25 protein-coding genes and 1 pseudogene are annotated in these 25,493 nt (G+C 65.3%); 15 read left to right on the forward strand and 11 right to left on the reverse strand.

What is annotated here, in order from left to right; genetic code table 11:
• Positions 1-5: 5 nt before the first annotated feature.
• Positions 6-209: a twin transmembrane helix small protein gene (locus tag LOY33_RS00280; protein ID WP_043862281.1), complete on the reverse strand. Its 204-nt coding sequence runs from the start codon at positions 207-209 to the stop codon at positions 6-8.
• Positions 210-271: 62 nt separating this feature from the next.
• On the opposite strand from LOY33_RS00280, the gene LOY33_RS00285 reads away from it, so the two are divergent.
• The 5 genes from LOY33_RS00285 to LOY33_RS00305 are packed head-to-tail and all read left to right on the forward strand — an operon-like array spanning position 272 to position 4,173.
• Positions 272-1,012: an SURF1 family protein gene (locus LOY33_RS00285; protein WP_054916032.1), complete on the forward strand. Its 741-nt coding sequence runs from the start codon at positions 272-274 to the stop codon at positions 1,010-1,012.
• Positions 978-1,565, forward strand: a complete 588-nt coding sequence (locus LOY33_RS00290) for a hypothetical protein (protein ID WP_054916031.1) — start codon at positions 978-980, stop codon at positions 1,563-1,565. Before LOY33_RS00285 ends, LOY33_RS00290 begins: the two co-directional genes overlap by 35 nt.
• 12 nt (positions 1,566-1,577) lie before the next feature.
• Entirely contained in the window at positions 1,578-2,660 is a 1,083-nt protein-coding gene (locus tag LOY33_RS00295) for a heme A synthase (RefSeq protein ID WP_258660612.1), read from the forward strand.
• On the forward strand, positions 2,645-3,544 hold the full coding sequence (gene cyoE / locus LOY33_RS00300; RefSeq protein ID WP_043862285.1) for a heme o synthase: 900 nt from the start codon (positions 2,645-2,647) through the stop codon (positions 3,542-3,544). The genes LOY33_RS00295 and cyoE overlap by 16 nt, the downstream gene beginning before the upstream one ends.
• A complete protein-coding gene (locus LOY33_RS00305) occupies positions 3,541-4,173 on the forward strand; it encodes an SCO family protein (RefSeq protein WP_258660619.1) in 633 nt (210 codons plus the stop codon). The genes cyoE and LOY33_RS00305 overlap by 4 nt, the downstream gene beginning before the upstream one ends.
• 119 nt (positions 4,174-4,292) lie before the next feature.
• On the opposite strand, the gene LOY33_RS00310 is transcribed toward LOY33_RS00305, so the two are convergent.
• Genes LOY33_RS00310 through LOY33_RS00320 form a run of 3 tightly spaced genes read right to left on the reverse strand, consistent with a single transcriptional unit; the run spans position 4,293 to position 6,805 of the window.
• Positions 4,293-5,066 (reverse strand): MetQ/NlpA family ABC transporter substrate-binding protein, encoded by a 774-nt coding sequence (locus LOY33_RS00310; RefSeq protein ID WP_043862287.1) that lies wholly within the window; start codon positions 5,064-5,066, stop codon positions 4,293-4,295.
• A 60-nt stretch (positions 5,067-5,126) separates the two neighbouring features.
• The gene (locus LOY33_RS00315) at positions 5,127-5,798 is read right to left on the reverse strand and encodes a methionine ABC transporter permease (protein WP_043862288.1); all 672 of its coding nucleotides are present in this window, start codon (positions 5,796-5,798) and stop codon (positions 5,127-5,129) included.
• On the reverse strand, positions 5,798-6,805 hold the full coding sequence (locus tag LOY33_RS00320; protein ID WP_236176514.1) for a methionine ABC transporter ATP-binding protein: 1,008 nt from the start codon (positions 6,803-6,805) through the stop codon (positions 5,798-5,800). The genes LOY33_RS00315 and LOY33_RS00320 overlap by 1 nt, the downstream gene beginning before the upstream one ends.
• Positions 6,806-7,023: 218 nt before the next feature.
• Between LOY33_RS00320 and katE the strand changes: the two genes are divergently transcribed.
• Positions 7,024-9,180 carry a catalase HPII gene (gene katE, locus LOY33_RS00325; RefSeq protein ID WP_258660621.1) on the forward strand — a complete coding sequence of 719 codons (2,157 nt, stop codon included), beginning with the start codon at positions 7,024-7,026 and terminating at the stop codon, positions 9,178-9,180.
• Positions 9,181-9,238: 58 nt separating this feature from the next.
• On the opposite strand, the gene LOY33_RS00330 is transcribed toward katE, so the two are convergent.
• The 4 genes from LOY33_RS00330 to zur form a co-directional block, all read right to left on the reverse strand.
• Positions 9,239-9,952, reverse strand: a complete 714-nt coding sequence (locus LOY33_RS00330; RefSeq protein WP_043862291.1) for a PA5502 family lipoprotein — start codon at positions 9,950-9,952, stop codon at positions 9,239-9,241.
• Positions 9,953-10,096: 144 nt separating this feature from the next.
• The gene (gene znuB, locus LOY33_RS00335; RefSeq protein ID WP_043862292.1) at positions 10,097-10,879 is read right to left on the reverse strand and encodes a zinc ABC transporter permease subunit ZnuB; all 783 of its coding nucleotides are present in this window, start codon (positions 10,877-10,879) and stop codon (positions 10,097-10,099) included.
• Complete coding sequence (gene znuC, locus LOY33_RS00340) at positions 10,872-11,651, reverse strand: zinc ABC transporter ATP-binding protein ZnuC (RefSeq protein ID WP_043862293.1); 780 nt, start codon at positions 11,649-11,651, stop codon at positions 10,872-10,874. Before znuC ends, znuB begins: the two co-directional genes overlap by 8 nt.
• The gene (zur, locus tag LOY33_RS00345) at positions 11,651-12,133 is read right to left on the reverse strand and encodes a zinc uptake transcriptional repressor Zur (protein WP_043862294.1); all 483 of its coding nucleotides are present in this window, start codon (positions 12,131-12,133) and stop codon (positions 11,651-11,653) included. The genes znuC and zur overlap by 1 nt, the downstream gene beginning before the upstream one ends.
• A gap of 66 nt (positions 12,134-12,199) precedes the next feature.
• Here zur and LOY33_RS00350 point away from each other — a divergent pair, with 66 nt between their 5' ends.
• Entirely contained in the window at positions 12,200-13,120 is a 921-nt protein-coding gene (locus LOY33_RS00350; RefSeq protein WP_088514213.1) for a zinc ABC transporter substrate-binding protein, read from the forward strand.
• Between the two features lie 96 nt (positions 13,121-13,216).
• Here the strand turns inward: LOY33_RS00350 and LOY33_RS00355 are convergent, their stop codons facing one another.
• Both LOY33_RS00355 and LOY33_RS00360 read right to left on the reverse strand, forming a co-directional pair.
• Positions 13,217-14,167 (reverse strand): homoserine kinase, encoded by a 951-nt coding sequence (locus tag LOY33_RS00355; protein WP_043862339.1) that lies wholly within the window; start codon positions 14,165-14,167, stop codon positions 13,217-13,219.
• Positions 14,168-14,231: 64 nt separating this feature from the next.
• Positions 14,232-14,519, reverse strand: coding sequence for a DUF2782 domain-containing protein (locus LOY33_RS00360; protein ID WP_043862296.1), 288 nt, complete (start codon positions 14,517-14,519; stop codon positions 14,232-14,234).
• Between the two features lie 74 nt (positions 14,520-14,593).
• Here LOY33_RS00360 and polA point away from each other — a divergent pair, with 74 nt between their 5' ends.
• Positions 14,594-17,374 carry a DNA polymerase I gene (gene polA / locus LOY33_RS00365; protein ID WP_100634941.1) on the forward strand — a complete coding sequence of 927 codons (2,781 nt, stop codon included), beginning with the start codon at positions 14,594-14,596 and terminating at the stop codon, positions 17,372-17,374.
• Between the two features lie 289 nt (positions 17,375-17,663).
• Here polA and yihA read toward each other — a convergent pair whose 3' ends face one another.
• Positions 17,664-18,296, reverse strand: coding sequence for a ribosome biogenesis GTP-binding protein YihA/YsxC (gene yihA / locus LOY33_RS00370; RefSeq protein ID WP_054916024.1), 633 nt, complete (start codon positions 18,294-18,296; stop codon positions 17,664-17,666).
• A 267-nt stretch (positions 18,297-18,563) separates the two neighbouring features.
• On the opposite strand from yihA, the pseudogene LOY33_RS25945 reads away from it, so the two are divergent.
• From LOY33_RS25945 to LOY33_RS00400, 7 genes and pseudogenes are all read left to right on the forward strand, one after another.
• Positions 18,564-18,650, forward strand: a pseudogene (locus tag LOY33_RS25945) (cytochrome C); the annotation flags it as partial.
• 63 nt (positions 18,651-18,713) lie between these two features.
• On the forward strand, positions 18,714-19,331 hold the full coding sequence (locus tag LOY33_RS00375; RefSeq protein WP_043862299.1) for a cytochrome c: 618 nt from the start codon (positions 18,714-18,716) through the stop codon (positions 19,329-19,331).
• Between the two features lie 165 nt (positions 19,332-19,496).
• On the forward strand, positions 19,497-20,129 hold the full coding sequence (gene dsbA, locus LOY33_RS00380; RefSeq protein ID WP_043862300.1) for a thiol:disulfide interchange protein DsbA: 633 nt from the start codon (positions 19,497-19,499) through the stop codon (positions 20,127-20,129).
• An 11-nt stretch (positions 20,130-20,140) separates the two neighbouring features.
• Positions 20,141-20,995 (forward strand): endonuclease/exonuclease/phosphatase family protein, encoded by an 855-nt coding sequence (locus tag LOY33_RS00385; RefSeq protein ID WP_043862301.1) that lies wholly within the window; start codon positions 20,141-20,143, stop codon positions 20,993-20,995.
• Positions 20,996-21,018: 23 nt separating this feature from the next.
• Positions 21,019-22,953: a GGDEF domain-containing protein gene (locus LOY33_RS00390; RefSeq protein WP_258660636.1), complete on the forward strand. Its 1,935-nt coding sequence runs from the start codon at positions 21,019-21,021 to the stop codon at positions 22,951-22,953.
• A 64-nt stretch (positions 22,954-23,017) separates the two neighbouring features.
• Positions 23,018-23,794 carry an N-acetylmuramoyl-L-alanine amidase gene (locus LOY33_RS00395; protein ID WP_043862303.1) on the forward strand — a complete coding sequence of 259 codons (777 nt, stop codon included), beginning with the start codon at positions 23,018-23,020 and terminating at the stop codon, positions 23,792-23,794.
• Positions 23,795-23,869: 75 nt separating this feature from the next.
• Entirely contained in the window at positions 23,870-25,489 is a 1,620-nt protein-coding gene (locus tag LOY33_RS00400) for an EAL domain-containing protein (RefSeq protein WP_043862304.1), read from the forward strand.
• Positions 25,490-25,493 lie beyond the last annotated feature (4 nt).

Consider the following 25,493-nt stretch of genomic DNA (forward strand, 5'->3'; position numbering starts at 1 on the left):
CGCGCCTAGAACGGCGCGTGGGACACCAGTTGGCCGCTGTAGAAACCCCAGGCGACCAGCGCCAGGGTGATGGCGGCCAGGCTGACACGGATTTTCAGGGCGGTGAGCAGGCGGGTCGAGTTGTCATCGTCCTTGACCAGAAAGAACAGGCCGCTGAACAGGCTGATCACGGTCGCCAGCAGCATCAGGACAATCGCGGCTTTGAGCATGGCGGTACTCCGGGGGATGCGATGACTACAACAAGTATAGCGACAGCCGTTGCGGGGCCCCGATGAGGCCGTTCCGCCCCGGCCGGGTGCCGACCCTGGTGGTGATGTTGCTGCTGCCGGGGCTGATTGCGCTGGGCTGCTGGCAGTTGGGGCGCGCCGCCGAAAAGCGCGAGTTGCTGGCCACCTATGCAGAGCGCCGGGTGGCAGCGCCCCTGGCCAGCGAGCAGCTGGCGCAGGCGAGCGACCCGGCCTATCGCCGGGTGCACCTGTATGGCCGTTTCGACCGCACCCACAGTGTGCTGCTCGACAACCGCCTGCGCGACGGCCAGGCCGGGGTCGAGCTGCTGCAACCCTTTCACGACCAGGCCAGCGGCCTGTGGCTGCTGGTCAATCGCGGCTGGCTGCCCTGGCCCGACCGGCGTGTGGCGGTGCAGTTCAGCACCCCCGAGACACCGCTTGCCCTGCAGGCCTGGGTCTATGTGGCGCCGGGCAGCACCTTCCAGTTGCACGCCGACCCGCAAGGGGGCCGCTGGCCGCACCTGCTCACGGCGGTGGATGCCGCGCAGCTGTGGCCGCAGCTGGGCCGCGAGGGCTTTGCCCATGAACTGCGCCTGGAACCGGGCCCGGCCAGCTACCGGCTGGACTGGCCAGTGGTAGCGATGGGCCCGGAGAAACACCTGGGCTACGCCGTGCAATGGTTTGCCCTGGCCGCGGCGCTGGTTGCGCTGTACCTCTATTTCGGCTGGCACAACGACAAGGAGAACCACCATGGGCGCCGTCATGCATCCATCCGGCACGTCTGAAGTGCCGCGCCGTCGTTGGCGCGGGCGGTTGCAGCTGATTCTGATCCTGCTGGTGGTGGTGGGGCCGATGATGCTCGCCACCGGCATGTACAAGCTGCAGTTCTGGGTGCCGGAAAGCCGCAGCTACCACGGCGAACTGATCGGCAACGGCCAGGGCCGCGCCGAGCTGGGGGTCGCGACCGACGAGGCGCGCTGGCAGCTGCTGGTCAGCACCCCTGGTGACTGTGACGCAGACTGCCAGCAACTGGTGTACCTGGCGCGCCAGGTACAGATCGGCCTTGGCCGCGACGCCGCCCGTGCCAGCCACGCGCTGGCCGCCGGGCAACCGTTGAGCGAGGCGTATCAGGCCAGGCTTGCGCGCGAGTACCCGCAACTGCAGCGCTATGCGCTGGAGCTGGCGCAGTACAGCAGGGCCGCCGGGAGCCTGAAGGGCGCGCAGCTGTGGATCGTCGACCCCCACGGCAACCTGGTGTTGCGCTACGACGCACGGGTCAAGGGCAAGGACCTGCTCAACGACCTGCGCCATCTGCTCAAGCTGTCCAACATCGGCTAGGAGGCACGCACCATGGCCAGACCCGGATACCGCCTCGCCGTGTTCGCCACCTTCCTCGCGCTGGTGGTGGTGCTGCTGGGGGCCTATACCCGCCTGACCCACGCCGGCCTGGGCTGCCCCGACTGGCCGGGCTGCTACGGCTTCATCAGCGTGCCCAAGACCGAGGCGCAACTGGCACATGCCGAACGCCACTACCCGGACACGCCGGTCGAGGCCCACAAGGGCCGCAACGAGATGGTGCACCGTTATTTTGCCGGCACCCTGGCGCTGGTGATCGCCATGCTGGCGGTGCAGGCGCTGCGTCGGCATGGGCACAACGGCCAGCCGTACCGCCTGCCGCTGCTGCTGTTGGCGGTGGTGTTCTTCCAGGCCGCGTTCGGCATGTGGACGGTCACCCTCAAGCTGTGGCCGCAGGTGGTCACGGCGCACCTGCTGGGCGGCTTTGCCACCCTGAGCCTGCTGTTTCTGCTGAGCCTGCGCCTGTCGCGCGCGTTCATGCCCCTGCCCGGCCTGCCGCTGCGGCTAAGGCGCCTGGCGGCACTGGCGTTGCTGCTGGTGATCGGGCAAGTCGCCCTGGGCGGCTGGGTGAGCGCCAACTATGCCGCGGTGGCCTGCATCGACCTGCCGACCTGTCACGGCCAGTGGTGGCCCGAGGCGGATTTTGCCAACGGCTTTCACCTCACCCAGCACATCGGCCCCAACTACCTGGGCGGACAGCTCGACAGCGAGGCGCGTACCGCCATCCATATCACCCACCGCCTGGGGGCGCTGCTGGTCACGCTGGTGTTGCTGACCCTGGCCTGGCAGCTGCACGCTATCGGCCTGCGGCGCCTGGCCAGGCTGGTGCTGCTGGCGCTGGCGGTGCAGGTGGGGCTGGGCATCAGCAATGTGGCGTTCGGGCTGCCGCTGGCGGTGGCGGTGGCGCACAACGCCGGTGGCGCGGCGCTGCTGCTGACGCTGGTGCTGGTCAACTACCGCACGCGCCTGGCCACGCAGCCCAAGGCGCGCAGGGTCAGCCAGGGCTGGCGCCTGACGCCGCTGCGCCCGGTGGGCGTGGTGCATTATCTGGGAGAGAACCCATGGCAACGCTTCTGAACCCCGCGCGCCAGCAGGCGCTGTGGCGCGACTACCTGGAGCTGACCAAGCCCAAGGTGGTGGTGCTGATGCTCATCACCTCGCTGGTGGGGATGTTCCTGGCCACCCGCGCGGGCGTGCCATGGACGGTGCTGGTGTTCGGCAACCTGGGCATCGGCCTGTGTGCGGGTGCCGCGGCGGCGGTCAACCATGTGGTGGACCGGCGCATCGACGCACTGATGGCGCGCACCCACAAGCGGCCGCTGGCCGAGGGGCGCGTCGCACCGCTGGCGGCGCTGGCGTTCGCCTTGCTGCTGGCGGTGCTGGGCATGGTGCTGCTGCTGAGCTTCACCAACGCACTGACCGCCTGGCTGACCCTGGCCTCGCTGCTGGGCTATGCGGTGCTCTACACCGGCTTTCTCAAGCGGGCCACGCCGCAGAACATCGTGATCGGCGGGCTGGCCGGGGCGGCGCCGCCGCTGCTGGGCTGGGTGGCGGTGACCGGGCATGTGGGCGCCGAGCCCCTGTTGCTGGTGCTGATCATCTTCGCCTGGACCCCGCCGCACTTCTGGGCCCTGGCCATCCATCGCAAGGAGGAGTACGCCAAGGCCGATATCCCGATGCTGCCGGTGACCCACGGCGAGCACTACACCAAGCTGCACATTCTGCTGTACACCGCCGCCCTGCTGGCGGTGAGCCTGTTGCCTTACGTGATCCACATGAGCGGGCCGCTGTACCTGGCCTGCGCCGTGGTGCTGGGCGGGCGCTTCCTGCACTGGGCCTGGGTGTTGTACCGTGGCAGTCGGCCGCACGCGGCGATCAGGACCTTCAAGTACTCTATCGCGTACCTGTTCCTGCTGTTCATCGCGCTGCTTGTTGACCATTACCTACTGTTGAACCTATGACTCGAACCCAGAAAACCGTTTTCATCCTCGTTGCCCTGGTCGCACTGATTCTCGGGCTTACCATCAACAAGGTGCTGAGCAATCGCAGCCAGGGCGACCCCACGGCGCTGATCGATGCCGGGATCATCCTGCTGCCGCAGAGCCGCCAGGTGCCGGCGCTGCAGATGACCGACGAGAACGGCCAGCTGGTGGTGCTGGACCAGCTCAAGGGCAAGTGGTCGCTGCTGTTCTTCGGCTACACCTTCTGCCCGGACATCTGCCCGACCACGCTGGCGCAACTGCGGCAGGTCAAGAGCGAGCTGCCCAAGGAGGCGGTGGACCGTTTGCAGGTGGTGCTGGTGAGCGTCGACCCGAACCGGGATACACCGGCGCAGTTGAAGACGTACCTGGGCTACTTCGACAAGGATTTTCGCGGGGTGACGGGGTCGCTGGAGGATACGCAGAAGCTGGCCAATGCGGTGAGCATCCCGTTCATTCCGGCCGATACCAGCAAGCCGAACTACACGGTCGATCACAGTGGCAACCTGGCGCTGCTCGGGCCGGATGGTACCCAGCGCGGGTTCATTCGGGCGCCGTTCAACAACCAGAAGCTGGTGGCGCAGTTGCCGGGGCTGGTCAAGCGCGACTGAAAGCTTCGCGGGTCAAGCCCGCTCCCACAGGTACAACCCTGGTTTCAAGGGCGGTGGAGAACTTGTGGGAGCGGGCTTGACCCGCGATGGGCTGCGTAGCAGCCCTTGGCATTTCTGAATCAGAACGCTGGCTTGACCGCGCCCTTGTACTTCTCTTCGATGAACTTCTTCACTTCAGGCGTGTGCAGGGCTGCTACCAGCTTCTTCACCGCGTCCGAATCCTTGTTGTCCTCGCGGGTCACCAGGATGTTCACATAAGGCGAATCGCTGCCTTCGATGACCAGGGCGTCCTTTTCAGGGTTGAGCTTGGCTTCCAGCGCATAGTTGGTGTTGATCAGCGCCAGGTCGACCTGGGTCAGCACGCGCGGAATGGTGGCAGCTTCCAGCTCACGGAATTTCAGGCCCTTGTCGTTACCGGTGATGTCCTTCACGGTCGACAGGATGTTGGTGTTGTCCTTGAGCTTGATCACGCCAGCCTTGTCCAGCAGTAGCAAGGCACGGCCGCCGTTGGTGGCGTCGTTGGGGATGACCACGGTGGCGCCCGATGGCAGTTCGTCGAGCTTCTTGAGCTTGTTCGAATAGGCGCCCAGCGGCTCCAGGTGCACGCCGGCAACGCTGACCAGGTGAGTGCCCTTGGCCTTGTTGAACTCGTCCAGGTACGGCTGGTGCTGGAAGAAGTTGGCATCCAGGCGCTTCTCGGCCACCTGCACGTTGGGCTGGACGTAGTCGGTGAACACCTTCACCTTCAGGTCCACGCCTTCCTTGGCCAGCGCCGGTTTGACGAACTCGAGGATCTCGGCGTGCGGTACCGGGGTGGCGGCAACGGTCAGGGTCTCGGCCGCGTGGGCAGAGAAGGCCGCGACGGCGGCAACAGCAGCAAGCAGTCTTTTCATCTAATCGCTCCTTGTGAGGGCCGTTCCGGCCCCCGGCGCGTCGGCGTGGCCGACCCTTGGTTACTTACGGGAAAAATGCACAACCAGTTTGTCGCCGACACTCTGCAGAACTTGAACCAGCACCAGCAGCAGTACCACGGTGACTACCATCACGTCGGTCTGAAAGCGCTGGTAGCCGAAGCGGATGGCCAGGTCACCCAGCCCGCCGGCACCCACCACACCCGCCATCGCGGTGTACGACACCAGGGTGATGGCCGTCACGGTGATGGCTGCGAAGATGCCCGGCCGCGCTTCGGGCAGCAGGGCGTTCATGATGATCTGGCGCGTGGTGGCCCCCATCGACTGGGTGGCCTCGATGATGCCGCGGTCGACCTCGCGCAGGGCGGTTTCCACCAGTCGCGCGAAGAACGGCGTGGCACCGACCACCAGTGGCGGGATGGCCCCGGCCACGCCCAGCGAGGTGCCGGTGATGAGCACGGTGAACGGGATCATCACGATCAGCAGGATGATGAACGGCAGCGAACGCAGCACGTTGACCACCAGCGACAGCAGCGCATACACGCGCTTTTCTTCGAACAGCTGGCGCGGGCCGCACAGAAACAGCAGCACGCCCAGTGGCAGGCCCAGCAGTACGGTGAACAGCAGCGAGCCGAACAGCATGATCATGGTATCGATCGTGGCCAGCCAGATTTCGGCCCAGTCGATGTTGGCAAAGAAACTCAGGGCGTCCATCAGCGCAGTACCTCCATATGAACATCTGCCGCAATGAAGCGGGCAAATGCCGCCTCGATGTCGCCACCGGTGATGGCCAGGGTCAGCTGACCGTAGGGGGTGTCCTTGATGCGGTCGATACGTCCGGCGAGGATGCTGTAGTCCACCCCGGTTTCACGGGCCACGGTGCCCAGCAGCGGCGCATAGGTGGCGTCGCCCTGGAAAGTCAGGCGCACGATGCGCCCCGGTACATGGGCAAAATCGTCGCGCTGTTCGCTTTCGTCGACCTGCTCGTCTTCCTGCACGAAACGCTTGGTGGTCGGGTGCTTGGGGTGCAGGAACACCTGCGCCACCGGGCCCTGCTCGACGATCTGCCCGGCGTCCATCACCGCCACCTGGTCGCACACGCGGCGGATCACGTCCATCTCGTGGGTGATGAGCACGATGGTCAGCTTCAGCTCGCGGTTGATCTCGGCCAGCAATTGCAGCACCGAGGCGGTGGTTTGCGGGTCCAGGGCGCTGGTGGCTTCGTCGCACAGCAGGATCTTGGGCTTGGTGGCCAGGGCGCGGGCGATGCCGACGCGCTGCTTCTGGCCGCCGGACAGCTGTGCCGGGTACTTCCTGGCATGCTCGCTCAGCCCTACGCGGGCCAGCAGCTCGCCGACGCGCTGGTCGATCTCGGCGCGCGACATGCGCCCGGCCAGGGTCAGCGGCAGCGCCACGTTGTCGGCCACGGTCTTGGAGGCCAGCAGGTTGAAGTGCTGGAAGATCATCCCTACCTGCTGGCGGAAGCGGCGCAGGTCGTTGGCGTTGAACGCCGTGACGTCTTCGCCGTCGACGATGATCTTGCCGCCGCTGGGGGCCTCGAGGCGGTTGATCAGGCGCAGCAGGGTACTTTTGCCGGCACCGGAATGGCCGATCAGACCGAACACCTGGCCGTCTTCGACGCGCAGGCTGGTCGGGTGCAGTGCGGGGATGTCCCTACCGTCGACGCGGTAGGTTTTATGGACTTGTTGAAACTCGATCACGTAGCGAACCTTGTGGGGCGCATGAAATAGGGTCAGCTGTTAGCCGGGGGGCGCATTTTAGCCTGTTCGTATATAGGTTCTTAGCATTTATTTCGTGTTTGACCAACGCTTGAGGAATAACGCGATCAGTGGTTGCTCGCTGGTCATTCGAAAGGAACGCCCGGCACTCCTGTCAGTCACTACCTGAAGAGCCCCATCCAGGGGCCCCGCGTACGATGATGAGGAGTTGCAGACCCATGCCCAGCAAGAAGAATGCGCCCCAGGAAAGTCAACTCGCCGGCGCCCAGACGCCCGACAAGGCCAACACCAACGCCAAGCTCCAGAGCCTGGAGCCGTTTCGCAGCGATGCCACCGGCCAGGCGCTGCGCACCAACCAGGGGGTCAAGGTTGCCGACAACCAGAACACCCTCAAGGCCGGTGACCGCGGCCCCTCGCTGCTTGAAGACTTCATCATGCGCGAGAAGATCACGCATTTCGACCATGAGCGCATTCCCGAGCGCATCGTGCATGCCCGCGGCACCGGCGCGCATGGCTACTTCCAGGCTTACGAGTCGCATGCCGCACTGACCAAGGCCGGCTTCTTGCAGGACCCGGACAAGATCACCCCGGTGTTCGTGCGCTTCTCCACCGTGCAGGGGCCGCGTGGTTCGGGTGACACGGTGCGCGACGTGCGCGGCTTTGCCGTCAAGTTCTTTACCGATGAGGGCAACTTCGACCTGGTTGGCAACAACATGCCGGTGTTCTTCATTCAGGACGCGATCAAGTTTCCCGACTTCGTGCATGCGGTCAAACCCGAACCGCACAACGAGATCCCCACCGGCGGTTCGGCCCACGACACCTTCTGGGACTTCGTCTCGCTGGTGCCCGAGTCGGCGCACATGGTGATCTGGGCGATGTCCGACCGCGCGATACCGAAAAGCCTGCGCACCATGCAGGGCTTTGGCGTGCACACCTTCCGCCTGATCAACGCCGAAGGCGTGGCCAGTTTCGTCAAGTTCCACTGGAAGCCCAAGCAGGGTGTGCATTCGCTGCTGTGGGACGAGGCGCAGAAGCTGGCGGGCAAGGACACTGACTATCACCGCCGCGACCTGTGGGAAGCGATCGAGACCGGCAACTACCCGGAATGGGAACTGGGCGTGCAGATCGTGTCCGAGGCCGACGAGCATAAGTTCGAGTTCGACCTGCTCGACCCGACCAAGATCATCCCCGAAGAGCTGGTACCGGTGACGCCGCTTGGCAAGATGGTGCTCAACCGCAACCCGGACAACTTCTTTGCCGAAATCGAGCAGGTGGCGTTCTGCCCCGGTCATATCGTGCCGGGCATCGACTTTTCCAACGACCCGCTGCTGCAGGGCCGGCTGTTCTCCTACACCGACACGCAGATCAGCCGCCTGGGTGGCCCGAACTTCCACGAGATCCCGATCAACCGGCCCGTGGCACCCAACCACAACGGCCAGCGCGATGCCCAGCACCGTACCACCGTGCACAAGGGCCGGGCGTCCTACGAGCCCAACTCCATCGATGGCGGCTGGCCGAAGGAAACCCCGCCGGCGGCGCAGGATGGCGGCTTCGAGACCTACCCCGAGCGCATCGAGGCGCACAAGGTGCGCCAGCGCAGCCCCTCGTTCGGCGATCACTTCTCCCAGGCGCGGCTGTTCTTCCAGAGCATGAGCCCGACCGAGCAGGAGCACATCATCAGTGCCTACAGCTTCGAGCTGGGCAAGGTGGAGCGCGAGCATATCCGTGCCCGCGAGGTGAACGAGATTCTTGCCAACATCGACCTCAAGCTGGCGGCGCGGGTAGCGCAGAACCTTGGCCTGCCGGCGCCCAAGGCCGGCACCGTGGACGTCAAGCCACAGTCGCTCAAGGCTTCGCCGGCGCTGAGCCAGATGAACCTGCTGGGCGAAGGCATCAAGGGGCGCAAGGTGGCGATTCTGGTGGCCGATGGCGTGGATGCCACGCTGGTGGACCCGCTGGTGAAGGCGTTGCAGGCCGAGAGCGCCCAGGGCGTGCTGCTGGGGCCGACCTCGGCGCCGGTGAAGACCGCTGCCGGCAAGACCCTGGCAGTAGATGCCTCGATGGAAGGCATGCCGTCGGTGGTGTTCGATGCGGTATGGATCGCCGGTGGCAAGGCCAGCCTGCAGGCCCTGAGCGGCGATGGCGTGGCGCTGCACTTCGTGCTGGAGGCCTACAAGCACCTCAAGCCGCTGGGTACCGACAGCGATGCCAAGGCCGTGCTCGACAAGCTGGGCCTCAAGGCGGATGAAGGCATGGTGGTGGGCAGCGATCAGAAGGCCTACAAGGCGTTGATCGCGGCGATTGCCAAGCACCGGGTGTGGTCGCGGGAAGCGGCCGCCAAGGCCATTCCGGCGTAGTCAAAAAGGCCGGCTCCTGCAGGAGCCGGCCTTGCCGGCGAAGAAGGCACCGCCGACATCACTCGGCGCGCCGCGGCGTAAGCACCACCTGCGCCGGCTGGTTGCGATGAATCTCGTGGGCCTGCTGCAAGGCGAAGCTCGCATCGCGCTTGCTTACCCGCTTGGCCAGCAAGGTCTGTAGCCACGGCGCGTCATCACGGCGCGGCACCTGGAACACCACGTCACACTGGTAATTCACTACATCGGTGGCGATGTCATCCAGTTGTCGGCGAAGTTCTTCTATTTTCGTGATTTTCAACGCCACTACGGTGCTCGGCGCCGTGGGGTCGATGACTTTTGCCGGCGGCTTGGCTTCCGCCGCCTTGAGCGCGGCCTCGGCCTTGTCCAGCTCGGCCTTGCGCGCCTGGGTGATGGCACCATTCACGCCGCCGGTCAGCGCCGGGGCCTTGGGCATCAGCGCACGGGCACGTGCCAGCGCGGTGGCTGCGGCATTCACATCGCCCTTCTGCAGCACGATCTGGCTGCGCTGCAGGTAGGCTTCGGCCAGCTGGCGCTGCATGGGTTCGAGGCGTGCATCGTCCGGCGACTGGGCCTGCAAGGTGGCCAGCTGGTCTTCGGCGGTGGCCAGCTCGCTGCTGGCGATGTTCTGCTCCAGCAGCTGCCAGGCATCGGGCTGCGCGGGCGGCGGCGGGTCGACCGGCGCGCTGGAACAGGCGGCCAGCAACACGGAAAACGCGGCAAGGAGCAGATAACGGGAGGCGAACGGCTTCATTCCTGCGACTCTCTATTTGCGCAAAAAGCGAGCAAGTCTACACCCAGCGCGCTGGCGCGAAAATAACTCTTCAGGATGTAGCGGCGATTAAAATGTCGCAGGGCGCGACCCTGTCGGCCGCACCCTGCCCATGGGGCTGCGCGCTCAGCGCCGGGGCAGCGCCAGGCTCACCAAGAATAGCACTGCCGCACACACCACGATGGATGGGCCGGCCGGGGTGTCCTTGAACCACGACAGGGCCAGCCCGCCACACACCGCCACTACGCCGATCAGGCTGGCGCCCAGGGCCATCTGTTCCGGCGAGCGCGCATGCCGCTGTGCGGCTGCGGCGGGGATGATCAGCAGCGAGGTGATCAGCAGCACGCCGACGATCTTCATCGCCACCGCGATCACCACCGCGATCAGCAGCATCAGCGCCAGGCGCAGCGCAGCCACCGGCAGGCCTTCGACCCGGGCCAGTTCCTCGTGCACGGTCACCGCCAGCAGCGGACGCCACAGCGCCACGATCAGCAACAGGACCAGCGCACTGCCGCCCAGGATCCACGCCAGGTCGCCCGGGCTGATCGCCAGCAGGTCGCCGAACAGGTAGGCCATCAGGTCGATGCGCACATCGTGCATGAAGCTCAGCACCACCAGGCCCAGCGACAGCGTGCTCGGCGCGAGAATCCCCAGCAGGGTGTCGGAGGCCAGCGGCTGGCGCTGCTGCAGGGTCACCAGCAACAGCGCCAGCAACAGGCAACCGACGGTCACCGCCAGCGTCGGGCTGACGTCCAGCACGAAGCCCAGGGCCACGCCCAGCAGCGCCGCGTGGGACAGCGTGTCGCCGAAATACGCCATGCGCCGCCACACCACGAACGAGCCCAGCGGGCCCGCCACCAGCGCCAGGGCCAGGCCTGCAAGCAGGGCATACAACAGAAAATCAGCCATGCTTGCAGTGGTCTCCGTGCACATGCCCGCCAGGGGCCGGTGTGACCACCGACCCGTGCAGGTCGTGGGCGTGGTCGTGATGATGGTGGTAGATCGCCAGGCTTGGCGCGTTGTTGCCGAACAGCTCGACGAAGGCCGGGTCGCCGCTGACCTGCTCCGGGTGGCCCGAGCAGCACACGTGGCGGTTGAGGCACACCACCTGATCGGTGGTGCTCATCACCAGGTGCAGGTCGTGGGAAACCATCAGCACGCCGCAGCCGTAGCGGTCGCGCAGGCGCGTGATCAGGCTGTAGAGCTCGGCCTGACCGGCCACGTCGACGCCCTGTACCGGCTCGTCGAGCACCAGCAGTTCTGGCTTGCGCAGCAGCGCGCGGGCCAGCAGCACCCGCTGCATCTCGCCGCCGGACACGGTCTGGATGGGGCTGTCGATGACGTGTTCGGCGCCCACTTCGTTGAGGGCCGCCAGTGCTGTCTTGCGGTCCACGCCCGGCACCAGGCGCAGAAAGCGCAGTACCGACAGCGGCAAGGTGGCGTCCACCTGGATCTTCTGCGGCATGTAGCCGATGCGCAGTCGCGGCTTGCGCCATACGCTTCCGGTATGCGGCGCCAGCAGGCCGAGTACGGCGCGCACCAGGGTGGTCTTGCCGGCGCCGTTGGGGCCGATCAGGGTCACGATCTGCCCGGGCTCCACGCACAGGTCGATGCTGTCGAGCACGGCCTGGCCGCCGAAGGTGACGCCCACCTGCTCGAGGCGGATCAACGCGTTGCTCATCAGGCGCTCCGGCAGGTGCCGCACAGACCGACCACTTCGACGGTCTGGGTCTCGACACTGAAACCCACATCATTGGCGCTGGCCACGATGGCGTCGCTGATGGAGGCTTGCTCCAGTTCGATTGCCACGTGGCATTGGCGGCAGATCAGGAACTGGCCCTGGTGGGCATGCTCGGGGTGGCTGCAGCCCATGAAGGCATTGAGCGACGCGATGCGGTGCACCAGGCTGTTTTCCAGCAGGAAATCCAGTGCGCGGTACACGGTGGGCGGTGCGGCGCGGCGGCCGTCCTGCTCGCTGAGCACGGCAAGGATGTCGTAGGCGCCCAGCGGCTTGTGGCTTTGCCATACCAGCTCCAGCACGCGGCGGCGCAGGGCGGTCAGGCGCAGGCCCTGACGCGCGCACAGCGCATCGGCCTCGGCCAGCGCGCTGTGCACGCAGTGGGAGTGGTCGTGGGGACGGTTGGCCAGCGGGGTATTGGGCATGGGCAGCGACGGTTCTGTTGAGAGACGTTATTATGTTACCCGTTCCTGCCCCGATGAGTGCCTATCGTGTCCCGATTTTTTGCCCTTTTTGTCGCTTTTGTCACAAGCAGCCTGTTGATGACCCCGGCGCAGGCCGAGGTTCAGGTACTGACCAGCATCAAGCCGCTGCAGCTGATCGCTGCAGCGGTGCAGGACGGTGTCGGTACGCCGGATGTGCTGCTGCCACCGGGCGCTTCGCCGCACCATTACGCCTTGCGCCCTTCCGATGTGCGCAAGGTGGGCCAGGTGGACTTGCTGTACTGGATCGGCCCGGACATGGAGGGTTTTCTGCCCCGTGTGCTGGGTAGCCGCAGCAAGCCGACGGTGGCGGTGCAGAGCCTGCCGGGCCTGACCTTGCGCCATTTTGGCGAGGACAGCCATTCCCATGCGCAAGACGCCGACGAGCACGACCATGACCACCGCCCAGGCAGCCTGGATGCGCATCTGTGGTTATCGTCGGTGAACGCGCGGGTGATTGCGGCGAAGATGGCGGCTGACCTGGGCGCGGCCGATCCGCAGAACCAGGCGCGCTATACCGCCAACGCCAAGGCATTCGGCGAGCGCCTGGATGCACTGGATGCGCGGCTCAAGGCGCGGGTGAGCGCTGTTGCGGGCAAGCCGTACTTTGTCTTCCATGAAGCCTTCGATTACTTCGAGGCGGCCTACGGGCTCAAGCACACCGGCGTGTTCAGCGTGGCGGCGGAGGTGCAGCCGGGCGCGCAGCACGTGGCCGCGATGCGCAAGCGCCTGCAGGAAGTGGGCAAGACCTGTGTATTCAGCGAGCCGCCGCTGCGCCCGCGGCTGGCCGAGACGCTGACAGCGGGGTTGCCGGTGACGCTGGCCGAGCTGGATGCGCTGGGCGGCACGATGCCAGCGGATGCCAATGGCTATGAGCGGTTGCTGGAGAACCTGGGCAATGGGTTGGCGGGGTGCCTGGAAAAGCTCTGACCCACCGATCTGTAGGAGCCGGCCTTGCCGGCGAAGGGCTGCGCTGCAGCCCAACGGCTCCGCCGGCAAGGCCGGCTCCTACCTGGAGTGGCTCAGTTACAACGCGAACGGCAGGGCGATGTCCACCTGCTGACGCGCCGCCAGGCGCACCTCGAAATCCGCCGGGTCGTGAATCAGCACGTCCATCCCGGCAAACGACTCGGCCGCAATAAGCCGCGACAGCCAGAACCGCACGCAGGCCACCCGCAACATCACCGGCCACAGGTGTGCCTCGGCTGCGGTGAACGGGCGCAGCGCCGCATATGCACCGAGCAACGCCCGCGCCCGCGGCGGGTCGATCTGCCCGGCATCGTCGCAGCACCAGTCGTTCAGGGTAATCGCCAGGTCATACAGCATCGGCCCGGAGCACGCATTGTAGAAATCGATCAGCCCGGTCAGGTGGGTGCCTTCGAACAAGGCGTTGTCGCGGAACAGGTCGGCGTGCAGGTTGGCCCGCGGCAGCGCCATGATCTGGCCCTGGTGCGCGACGATCTCGTCCAGGCAGCCCTGCAGCAGCGCCTGTTGCGTCGGGTTCAGGCGCGGCATCAGTTCGGCGCCGGTGGCCAGCATCCAGTCCAGGCCACGGTCGGTCTTGCGCTCCAGCACCTTGTGCTGGGTCGCGGTGTGCAGGTGGCCCAGCAGTTCGCCCACCTGTACGCAATGCTGGTTGTTCGCCACCTTGATGTGCTTGCCCGGCAGGCGCGGCTGCAGCAGCGCCGGCTTGCCGGCCAGCTCGCGCAGGGCCACGCCGTCGCGGGTGCGCAGCGCATAGGGCACCGGCAGGTCGGCCTCGTGCAGCACGTCGAGCAGTTCGATGAAGAACGGCAGGTCCTGGATCGGCCCGCGTTCGACCAGTGTCAGCACGAACTCACCCTGTTCGAGGCTGACGAAGAAGTTGCTGTTCTCGGTGCCGGCGGCAATTCCCTGGAAGTCCCGCAGGCGACCCAGTCCATAGGGCGCCAGAAAGGTTTCCAGCTCGGGCCGGGTCAGTGGGGTGAAGACAGACATGGTCAAAAACTGCTCATTCGGGCACTTCCCGCAGGAAGTGCCAGGTGGATGGTAGGGGCCCGCATTACCACTCGAAGATTTTCCAGGAAGGAATCAGCATGTCGGGTTGGTCGGAACGGATGAAGTTGCCTTCCGAGCCGTCTGCGCGCACCAGAAAGTAAGGCTTGCCCCCTTTGGGGGTGACCTTGATGGCATACAGGAAACCGTTCTGGCGGTATTCCTGGATGGTCTTGTCGCCTTCCGTGCGAATGGTTACATCCGGATCGGCCGAAGGCGCTTCATCCGCCGCATTGGCTACCAGTGGAGCGGCAGCCAACACACCGAGCAGCAACAGGCGATTTAGTCTACGCATGATAACCTTGTCCCTTTGTCGTCAATGTTCCGGACATTCTAGCGCCGGGCCCGTTGAAAAGGTTGATTCTGCTCATGAGCCAAGCTCCCCTCGTCCTGGTGGACGGTTCGTCCTACCTGTACCGCGCGTTCCACGCGCTGCCACCGCTGACCAACTCCAAGGGCATGCCCACCGGCGCGGTGAAGGGTGTGCTGAACATGCTCAGGAGCCTGCGCAAGCAGTACCCGGACAGCCCCTTCGCGGTGGTGTTCGACGCCAAGGGCGGCACCTTTCGCGACGAGATGTACGCCGAGTACAAGGCCAACCGGCCGAGCATGCCCGACGACATGCGTGTGCAGATCGAGCCGCTGCACGCCAGCGTCAAGGCGCTGGGCTTCCCGCTGCTGTGCGTGGAGGGGGTCGAGGCCGACGACGTGATCGGCACCCTGGCCCGCAGCAGCGCCGCGGCGACCCGCCCGGTGGTGATCTCCACCGGTGACAAGGACATGGCCCAGCTGGTGGATGCGCACATTACCCTGGTCAATACCATGTCGGGCTCGTCGATGGACATCGAGGGCGTGAAGGAGAAGTTCGGCGTCGCACCCGAGCAGATCATCGACCTGCTGGCGCTGATGGGCGACTCATCCGACAACATCCCCGGGGTCAAGGGCGTGGGCGAGAAGACCGCCGTCGGCCTGCTGGTGGGCGTCAATGGCGGTATCAAGGAGCTGTACGAGAATCTCGACCTGGTGCCGAGCCTGCCGATCCGCGGGGCCAAGACCCTGCCGGCCAAGCTGCTGGAGCACAAGGAGCTGGCGTTCCTGTCGTACCAGCTGGCCACGATCAAGGTCGACGTGCCGCTGGAGGTCGGGCTGGACGACCTGCACCTGGGCGAACCTGACCGCGAAACGCTGCTGCAGCTGTACACTGAACTCGAATTCAAGGGCTGGATCGACGAAGTTCAGCGCGAGAACAAGCGCCTGGAGCTCGCCCCGCCCCCTGCCGCCACACCCGACGCCGAGGCGCCCCCGGTGGCCGTTGCCGAGCCGGTAGCCCCTGTCGAGGCCGCCTATGAAACCATTCTGGACAAGGCACGTTTCGACGTGTGGCTGCAAAAGCTCAAGGACGCCGAGCTGTTCGCATTCGATACCGAAACCACCGGGGTCGATGCACAGCAGGCCCAGCTGGTCGGCCTGTCGTTTGCGGTCAAGCCCCATGAGGCCGCCTACATCCCGCTGGCACACGACTACGAAGGCGCCCCGCAGCAGCTGGACCGCGAGCTGGTGCTGAACGCGCTCAAGCCGCTGCTGGAAGACCCGAACAAGGCCAAGGTCGGGCAGCACGCCAAGTACGACATCAACATCCTGGCCAACTGCGCGGGCATCACCGTGCGCGGGGTGGCCTTCGACACCATGCTCGAATCCTATGTGCTGAATTCCACCGCCACCCGCCACGACATGGACAGCCTGGCCAAGAAGTACCTGGACCACACCACCATCGGCTTCACCGACATTGCCGGCAAGGGTGCCAAGCAGCTGACCTTCAACCAGATCCACCTGGACAAGGCCGGCCCCTACGCCGCCGAAGATGCCGACATCACCCTGCGCCTGCACCACAAGCTGCACGCCGAGCTGGCGGCGCTGCCAAGCCTGGCCAGTGTGCTGAGCGATATCGAGATGCCGCTGGTGCCGGTGCTGGCGCGTATCGAGCGCGAGGGCGCGCTGGTGGATGCCGACCTGCTCAGGATCCAGAGCGGTGAGCTGGGCGACAAGATGGACGCGCTGGAGCGCGAAGCCATCGAGCTGGCGGGCGAGCCGTTCAACCTGGGTTCGCCCAGGCAGCTGGGCGCCATCCTTTATGACAAGTTCGGCCTGCCGGTACTGAAGAAGACCCCCAAGGGCCAGCCGTCGACGGCTGAAGAAGCCCTCGAGGCGCTGGCCGAGGAAGGTTTCCCGCTGCCCAAGGTGCTGATGCAGTACCGCTCCATGAGCAAGCTCAAGAGCACCTACACCGACCGCCTGCCCGAGCAGATCAACCCGCGTACCGGGCGTATCCACACTTCCTACCAGCAGGCGGTGGCTGCCACCGGCCGCCTGTCGTCCAGTGACCCGAACCTGCAGAACATCCCGGTGCGTACCGCCGAGGGCCGGCGCATTCGCCAGGCCTTCATCGCGGCGCCCGGCTACAAATTGCTGGCGGCGGACTACTCGCAGATCGAGCTGCGCATCATGGCCCACCTGGCCAAGGACGAGGGCCTGCTCAGCGCCTTCCGCAACGGCCTGGACGTGCACACTGCCACCGCGGCCGAAGTGTTCAAGGTGGAGCTTGGCGACGTGACCTCCGACCAGCGGCGCAGCGCCAAGGCGATCAACTTCGGCCTGATCTACGGCATGGGCGCAAAGAAGCTGGGCAAGGACATCGGCGTCGACAGCAAGACGGCCAAGGCCTACATTGACGTGTACTTTGCCCGCTACCCGGGCGTGCGCGACTACATGGAGCGCACCCGCAAGCAGGCGGCCGACCAGGGCTACGTGGAAACGCTGTTCGGACGGCGCCTGTACCTGCCGACCATTCACTCCAACCGTCCGCAGGAGCGCGCTGGCGCGGAGCGTACCGCGATCAACGCGCCGATGCAGGGCACCGCAGCTGACATCATCAAGCGCGCCATGGTCACGGTGGACAACTGGCTGGCGAGCACTGCGCTGGATGCCCGGGTGATCCTGCAGGTGCACGACGAACTGGTGCTGGAAGTGCGCGAGGACCTGGTGGAACAGGTGGCGCAGGAGATTCGCGTGCACATGAGCGGTGCCGCGCAGCTGGATGTACCGCTGGTGGTGGATGTGGGCGTGGGGGCGAACTGGGACGAGGCGCACTGAAAAGCGTGCTTGGTGCCTACCAAAAACAGAAATTTGCTGCGGCATAAGGTCGCGGCAATTTCTGCTTTTTCGGCCTATGGAAAATAGTTTCCCGCGCCGAGGAACTAAACCGGTGAACCACGACTCAGAGTAACTGAATGGCTGGTGAAGCCCTTCGATGCTCCTATGTTGTGTTAAGTGTTGGCAGATATCTGGACCCCGCCCTAGCGGTCCGGAACTTGAACCCCGAACTTCCCCCTCCCCATACGAAGTCCGGGGTTTTTTTTGCCCGGCATTTGCCGGGCAGCCCTTATTCTGCGGGCTTGTCCGGCAGTTGCAGCCAGCGAGCCAGTACCGTGTAGGCCTCTTCCAGCCCCTGGCGCTTGGGCGCCGAGAACAGCTGGATAGTCACGCTGTCGCCCCACCCCTTGCGGATTTCGGCCTGTACCTTGAGCAGCGTGCCCTTGGCCGCGCCGAAGGTCAGCTTGTCGGCTTTGGTCAGCAGGATGTGCATCGGCATGCCGCTGGCCACGGCCCAGTCGAGCATCATCTTGTCGAAGTCGGTCATGGGATGGCGCACGTCCATCATCAGGATCAGGCCCTTGAGGCTCTCCCGGCTGCCCAGGTAGGCCTCCAGGTGGCGCTGCCAGTGCTGCTTGAGCGGGATCGGCACCTTTGCATAACCATAGCCCGGCAGGTCGACCAGACGCCGATCGTCGTCCAGACTGAAGAAATTCAACAGCTGGGTACGCCCCGGGGTTTTCGAGGTGCGCGCCAGGCTCGCGTGGGTCAGGGTGTTGAGGGCGCTGGACTTGCCGGCGTTGGAGCGGCCGGCAAAGGCCACTTCGAAACCTTCGTCGTCCGGGCACTGGTCGACTTTGGCGGCACTGAGGGCGAATTTGGCCTGCTGGCAGAGTCCGAGGATGGGGTTTTTGACTTGCATGGTATTTCCGATTGGGCGTTGCTCGAGGGGGTCTCGGCAAGCGGTGTCGTTTCCGTTTCAGGCACGGGAGTATATAATGCCCCAGTTTTTGTGTGCGCATTATCCCAGCGTAGGAGGATGTGCACGGGAGCTGCTTGACCAAGCTTGCGCAGTAGACGCAGTGCAGCCCCAACCCTGAAAGGGTCGTATTCGGCGCTCAGGCTACACAGGATCCCTACAGCGTGGAAGTCACGCCTGACATAAGGGACCGCAGAGGCTGTCGAAGCAGCTCCCCAGGGTTTCAAGGCTATGCCGCCGCGTGGTTTGTGCATGGACTGCAGTAACGAGGACGATCAGGCCACCCTGACCGGGTGAGTCAACAAGACAGGTTGCCTCGATACATAACTCTTTCACCCTTAGCCGTAGTTGGATTAGCTGATGAACAAACTATTCGTGAGTCTGCTGTTGACCTTAGGCATCACCGGGGCTGCCAACGCTGCCGGCAATATCGTTGGGGATGCTGCTGCCGGTCAGGCAAAAACCGCTGTATGTGGCGCGTGTCACAACCCCGACGGCAACAGCATGGCGCCGAATTTCCCGAAACTGGCCGGCCAGGGCGAGAAATACCTGGAGAAGCAACTGCACGACATCAAGTCGGGCAAACGTACCGTGCTGGAAATGACCGGCATGCTGGCCGCGTTCAACGATCAGGACCTGGCCGATATCGCGGCCTATTTCGCCAGCCAGAAAGGCAGCGTGGGCGCCGCCGACCCGGCGCTGGTCGAGCGTGGTCGCGCACTGTTCAACGGCGGTGATCTGGAAAAAGGCCTGCCGGCCTGCACCGGTTGCCACTCGCCCAACGGCGCGGGCATTGCCGCCGCCGGCTTCCCGCACCTGGGTGGTCAGCACGCGAGCTACGTGGCCAAGCAGCTGACGGACTTCCGTGAAGGCAACCGCACCAACGATGGCGATGCCACCACCATGCGCACCATCGCCAGCAAGCTGAGCAACAAGGACATCGACGCGTTGTCCAGCTACATCCAGGGCCTGCACTGAGCCCCGGTTTAACGCTGGGTTAATACAGCGGCGCAAAAATGAAAAGGGTGGCCCGGGCCACCCTTTTTTGTGCCCGCTGCCGTTACACTAACGAACTCGGGCCTGCCCCGGCCTGTCTGAACCCAGGTCGCGACGAGGCGACACATCACTGCTCAGGAGTAACGCATGCGTAATCTGATTCTCGGCGCCGCGCTGGTCGCCGCCAGCGCCTTCGGTATGACGGTCCAGGCCGCAGACCCTGTGATCGCCGGCAAGGAATATGTCGAGCTGAGCAACCCGGTACCGGTGTCCCAGCCTGGCAAGATCGAAGTGGTCGAGCTGTTCTGGTATGGCTGCCCGCATTGCTACAGCTTTGAACCGACGATCAACCCGTGGGTCGAAAAGCTGCCCGACGACGTGAACTTCAAGCGTATTCCCGCCATGTTCGGCGGCCCATGGGACGCCCACGGGCAGATGTTCCTGACCCTGGAAGCCATGGGCGTGGAGCACAAGGTGCATGCGGCCGTGTTCGATGCCATCCAGAACCAGCGCAAGCACCTGACCAAGCCTGAAGAGATGGCCGACTTCCTGGCCACCCAGGGTGTGGACAAGGACAAGTTCCTGGCCACCTTCAACTCGTTCGCCATCAAGGGACAGGTCAACCAGGCCAAGGAACTTGCCAAGCAGTACAACATCAAGGGCGTTCCGAGCATGGTCGTCAACGGCAAGTACACCTTCGACCTGGGCACCGCAGGTGGCCCGAACGGCGTACTGAACGTTGCTGACCAACTGATTGCCAAGGAACGCGCCGCCAAATAAGAGGCGAAACTATGCGCCGCTGGAAATCCGAGCGCCTCGTCGGCCTGCACGAACCGCAGGTCAACGAGCACCATATCGATGCAAGTGGTCTACCGTCCGACGGTCGCTTGCGTCTGCTCAGCTTCAATATCCAGGTAGGCATCAGCACCGAGCGTTACCGGCACTACCTGACCCGCAGCTGGCAGCACCTGCTGCCGCACATGGGGCGTGCCGGCAACCTGCAGAAGATCGGCAACCTGCTGGGCGACTTCGACCTGGTGGCCCTGCAGGAAGCCGACGGCGGCAGCCTGCGCTCGGGCTACGTCAACCAGGTGGAACACCTGGCGCAACTGGGTGCTTTCCCCTACTGGTACCAGCAGCTCAACCGCAACCTCGGGCGCCTGGGCCAGCACAGCAACGGCGTGCTCAGCCGCCTCAAGCCGCAACTGCTCGAAGACCACCCGCTGCCCGGCCCGGCCGGCCGCGGTGCGATCCTGGTGCGGTTCGGTGAAGGCGAGGATGCGCTGGTGGTGGTGATGATGCACCTGGCGCTTGGCGCGCGAACCCGTGCCTTGCAGCTGGGCTACATCCGCGAGCTGATCGGCGGCTATCGTCACCAGGTGCTGATGGGCGACATGAACACCCATGCCACCGACCTGTTGCAGCACTCCCCGCTGCGCGACCTGGGCCTGATTGCGCCGCAGGTCGAAGCGACCTTCCCCAGCTGGCGACCACAGCGTTGCCTTGATCATATTCTGCTCAGCCCGAGCCTCACCCTGGAACGGGTCGAGGTGCTGTCCCAGCCGATTTCCGACCATCTCCCCGTGGCGGTCGAGATTCGTTTGCCTGATGCCCTGACTGTCGATACCCTTCCGGCCTTGCGTTAGTCCCCTTATCTGCGGACCTTGGCATGACCGACGAAGCTCAACGCTGGAAAGAAAAATACCTCAAGAGCATCGAGCAGCAGGAAAAGCTCGAACGCCGGTGGGACGCCCGTCTCGACCTGCTGCGCCGCGGCCTGGTGCGCAGCACCCTGGCGGCCGAAGGCAGCGACCGCGCGGTAGACCAGTGCATGAAGGAAATGCGCGAGGTCATCCGTACCGACAACATGGACGCCGCCCTGGCCGGGTTGATCCCGCGCCTGGAAAAGGCCGTGCTCGATTCCGAGCAGCGCCGTGAAACCCGGATCGCCCAGGTAGGCACCGCGCTCAACGCGCTGGTGGCCCAGTTGCAGAAGCTGCCGTTGCCCAGCGAGGTCAGCCGACCGCTGAAGAAATTTGCCAAGCAGCTGGATGCGCGGGCCAGCCAGTCACGCGAGATGCCGTTGCTGCTGAGCGAGCTCAGTGGCTTGCAGGGCAAGGCGCTGGCGGTGCTGGAGCACCCAGAAGAGGCGAGCAAGCCGGGGTTTCTGCAGCGCTTGTTTGGCGGGCGTGAAGAAGAGACGCAGGTCGCTCAACCCGAAACGCAGGCCCTGGAGCCGGTGGCGCAAGCAGCGGTCGAACCTGTGCATGAGCAGCCTGCGCCGGCTGCGGCGGATGTGGATGAACTGCAGCCGTTGCCCGAGCCCCAAACCTTGGTCGACACAGAGGACGCCGAGGCTGCTGCGCAGCCCATCGCCGGCAATGCCGGCTCCTACACTGTAGGCGCCAGCCTTGCTGGCGAAGAGGCCCCAGCGCTCACACCGCCACCCACGCCTGCCCCGGTGCTGACCGAGCAAGCGGACGCTGTCGAAGTCGATGGTGCACCCGAACCCACCCCCGAAGAACTCCTCTACGCCCTCCCCGACGGAACCGAGCCTTCCTATAGCTCCGTCGCCACCCATATCGAGCAGACCCTGCTCGGTTTGCTCGACGACCTGACCCTGCCCGAACGCCACAAGCCCCAGGCCCTGGCGGTGCGTCAGCGCCTGGAGCACGGGCTGAACTGGTACGAGCTGCTGCCGGTGCTGGATGACCTGGCGGTACTGATGCTGGCCATCACCGACAGCGGCCAGCATGAGTTCGAAGCCTACCTGCAACAGCTCAACGAGCGCCTCGAGACGTTCCAGAGCCACCTGCAGGAGGCCAGCGAAGGGCATGCCGACAACAGCTCTGTCGCCCGCGACCTCAATACCCAGCTGCGCGAACAGGTCGACGGCCTGCAAAGCAGCGTGCAGGGCGCTGCCGACCTCGACAGTCTCAAGCACATCCTCGAGAACCGCCTCGAGGGCCTGCTCGGCACCATGGACGAGCACCAGCATCAGCGTGACCTGCGCGAGCAGGAACTGGCCAGCCGCCTGCAAGGCCTGGCCGAGCGGGTCGCGAGCATGGAGCAGGAAGCCCTGGGCTACCGCGAGCACCTTGAAGAACAGCGCCAGAAGGCCCTGATCGACCCGCTCACCGGCTTGCCCAACCGCGCCGCCTGGGCCGAGCGCCTGGAGCAGGAAATGCTCGCCTGGCAGGAAAACGGCGGCCATCTGCTGATGGCCATGCTCGACCTCGACCACTTCAAGCGCATCAACGACAGCTACGGCCACCAGGCCGGCGACAAGGTGCTCAAGATCGTTGCCAACGAGCTGCGCAAGCGTCTGCGCAGCCGCGATTTCATCGCCCGCTTCGGCGGCGAGGAGTTCGTCCTGCTGGTGCCGCAGACCGCGCTGGGTAGCGGCATCGAGCTGGCCGAGACGCTGCGCGGCGCCATCGAAGCCTGCCCGTTCCACTTCAAGGGCGAACGGGTGACCATCACCCTGTCCATCGGCATCACCGCGTTCCGCTCCGGCGAGCGCAGCGACGCAGTGCTCAAGCGCGCCGACGAGGCGCTGTACCGCGCCAAGCACCTGGGTCGCAACCGCGTCGAACAGGGGTGAACGGGTTTGCGCAGGATACGTTATGCTATTGCATTACCGACTGCCCAGGCCCTGCCCCATTTCCATGAAAGCCTTCCTTACCGCGCTTGTGATGCTGACATTGGCCGGTTGCGCCACCGGCCTGAAGATCGACCGTAGCCACCCCTCGGTCAACCAGGACAACCGCATCCAGTTCGTGGTGCTGCATTACACCAATGCCAACCTCGAGCGCTCGCTGGCCCTGCTGACCCACGGTGAGGTCAGCAGCCATTACCTGATCGGCGACAACCCGGCGACCATCTATCAGCTGGTGGATGAAAGTCGTCGCGCCTGGCATGCCGGCGACAGCCAGTGGGAGGGCCGGACCTGGCTCAACTCCACTTCCATCGGCATCGAGATCGTCAACCCGGGCTTCACCGACACCCCCACCGGGCGCGTGTGGCACCCCTACAGCGAGGCGCAGATCCAGGCGCTGATCGTACTGCTCAAGGATATCGTGCAGCGCAACGGCATCCAGCCGCGACACATCATCGGCCACAGCGACATCGCGCCCCTGCGCAAGCTCGACCCGGGCCCGATGTTTCCCTGGAAACGCCTGGCCGACGCCGGCCTTGGCGTCTGGCCCAACGCTCAGGCGGTGGCGCAGCAGCGCGCGCGCTTTGACGTCAACCCGCCAAGCATCACCTGGTACCAGCAGCAACTGGCGCGCTTTGGCTACGCCATCGAGCAGACCGGCGAGCTGGACGTGAGCACCCGGCATGTACTGGCAGCGTTCCAGATGCGCTTCCGGCCACAGCTGTTCGACGGCCAGCCGGATGCCCAGACTGCCGCGATTCTGCAGGTGCTGAACAGCCAGCGCTGAGCGGTACCGCCCAACGGGCAGGCTGATTCGTCCGGCAGTTGCTATACCTCATGGTATTCAACGGGATGATTCTTGATGTCGCCTGCCCTTGCCACGTTGCGTCGCCTCCTCTATCGACCCTGGCTGCTGGCCACGCTTGCGGCCACGGCGAGTGCAACCCTGTTGCTGCTGGCCAGCCTCGGAGTGGCCATGCACCAGGTGCAGCAGCGCGAAAGCGCGCAGATGAACGCCAAGGGCGAGCGCTTTCTCGAACGCCTGGAGCAGATCTTCGGCCAACTGCGCGAAAGCGTCGACGCCCTTCAGGCACAGCCCCTGCGCGGGTGCAGCAGTGCGATGCAGGCAGCCTTGCAGCAGGTGACCTTCGACAACCGCTTCGTGTTCGAGGCCACTTACCTCGACGGCACGCAGTCGTGCTCCAACCGGCTGGGCAGCAGCAACTTCGACCCGCTGCGGGCACCGGACATCCAGGGCCCCACCTACAGCTACTGGCTCAATACCACCACCGAACCCGACGACAACCGCGCCGCACTGGTGCTGGGGCGTGGGCACTTTCGCGTGTCGACGTCGCGCGGGCACCTGACCGACGTGGTCGACCTGCCGCCCGGTGGCAGCCTGCTGGTGGTGCTCGACCACGGCGCGCGTGCCGTGCCGGTACTGGGCCCGGAGCAGCCGTGGCCGCCCGGCGACCAGTGGCCGCCACCGCCCAGGGTGGACCTGATGGAACTGCCTGATCGCCTGGTATACCGCATGCCCACCAAATCGCCTGACTACCAGCTGGTGCTGATCACCCCGCGCGAAAGCCTGTCGCTGAAGATGAACGGCGTGCTCTGGCTGCTGTTCCCCGGCAGCCTGCTGTTGGCCTGGTGCATCGGCTGGCTGGTGCTGCAGCTGGTGCGCCAGAGCCGTTCGATGAGCTCGGAGCTGCAGGGCGCGCTGCGCCGTGGCGAAATGCAGGTGCTGTATCAGCCGATCTTCGAGCTGGCCAGCCGGCGCTGCGTGGGCGCCGAGGCCCTGGTGCGCTGGCGTCGCCCCGACGGTACGCTGACCAGCCCCGACCTGTTCATCCCGCTGGCGGAGAACACCGGGCAGATCCGCCAGATCACCGACTTCGTGCTGCAGCGTGTGCTCGAACAGCTGGGCCAGCTGCTGCGCGCCAACCGCCAGTTGTATATCTCGGTGAACCTGGCGGCGTGCGATGTGATGGTGCCGCGCATCGGCCGGGTGGCGGCGCGCCTGCTGGCCTTGCACCATGTGTCGGCCAGCCAGATCGCCTTCGAGGTCACCGAGCGCGGGCTTATCGACGTGGTGGTGGCGCGGGACAACCTGCAGGCCTTGCGGGCGGTGGGGCACCAGGTGCTGATCGACGACTTCGGTACCGGCTATTGCAGCCTGGCCTACCTGCAGACCTTGCCGGTGGACTGCCTGAAGATCGACAAGGCGTTCATCGATGCCCTGGGGCACGACGCGGCCAGCAGCGGCGTGGCCCCGCACATCATCCGCATGGCCCACGCCCTGCAGTTGCGGGTGATCGCCGAGGGTATCGAGTACGAGGACCAGGCGTTGCTGCTCAACAGCGAGGGGGTCAACTATGGCCAGGGCTGGTTGTTCGCGCACCCGCTCAGTGCGCGCCAGTTCGTCGAGCTGGTGACCCGGGGGCGGCGGCTGGGGCCGCGGCGGATCGATGACGAGGCGTAGCGCC

Source organism: Pseudomonas sp. B21-036, assembly GCF_024748925.1.
Lineage (GTDB): Bacteria > Pseudomonadota > Gammaproteobacteria > Pseudomonadales > Pseudomonadaceae > Aquipseudomonas > Aquipseudomonas palmensis.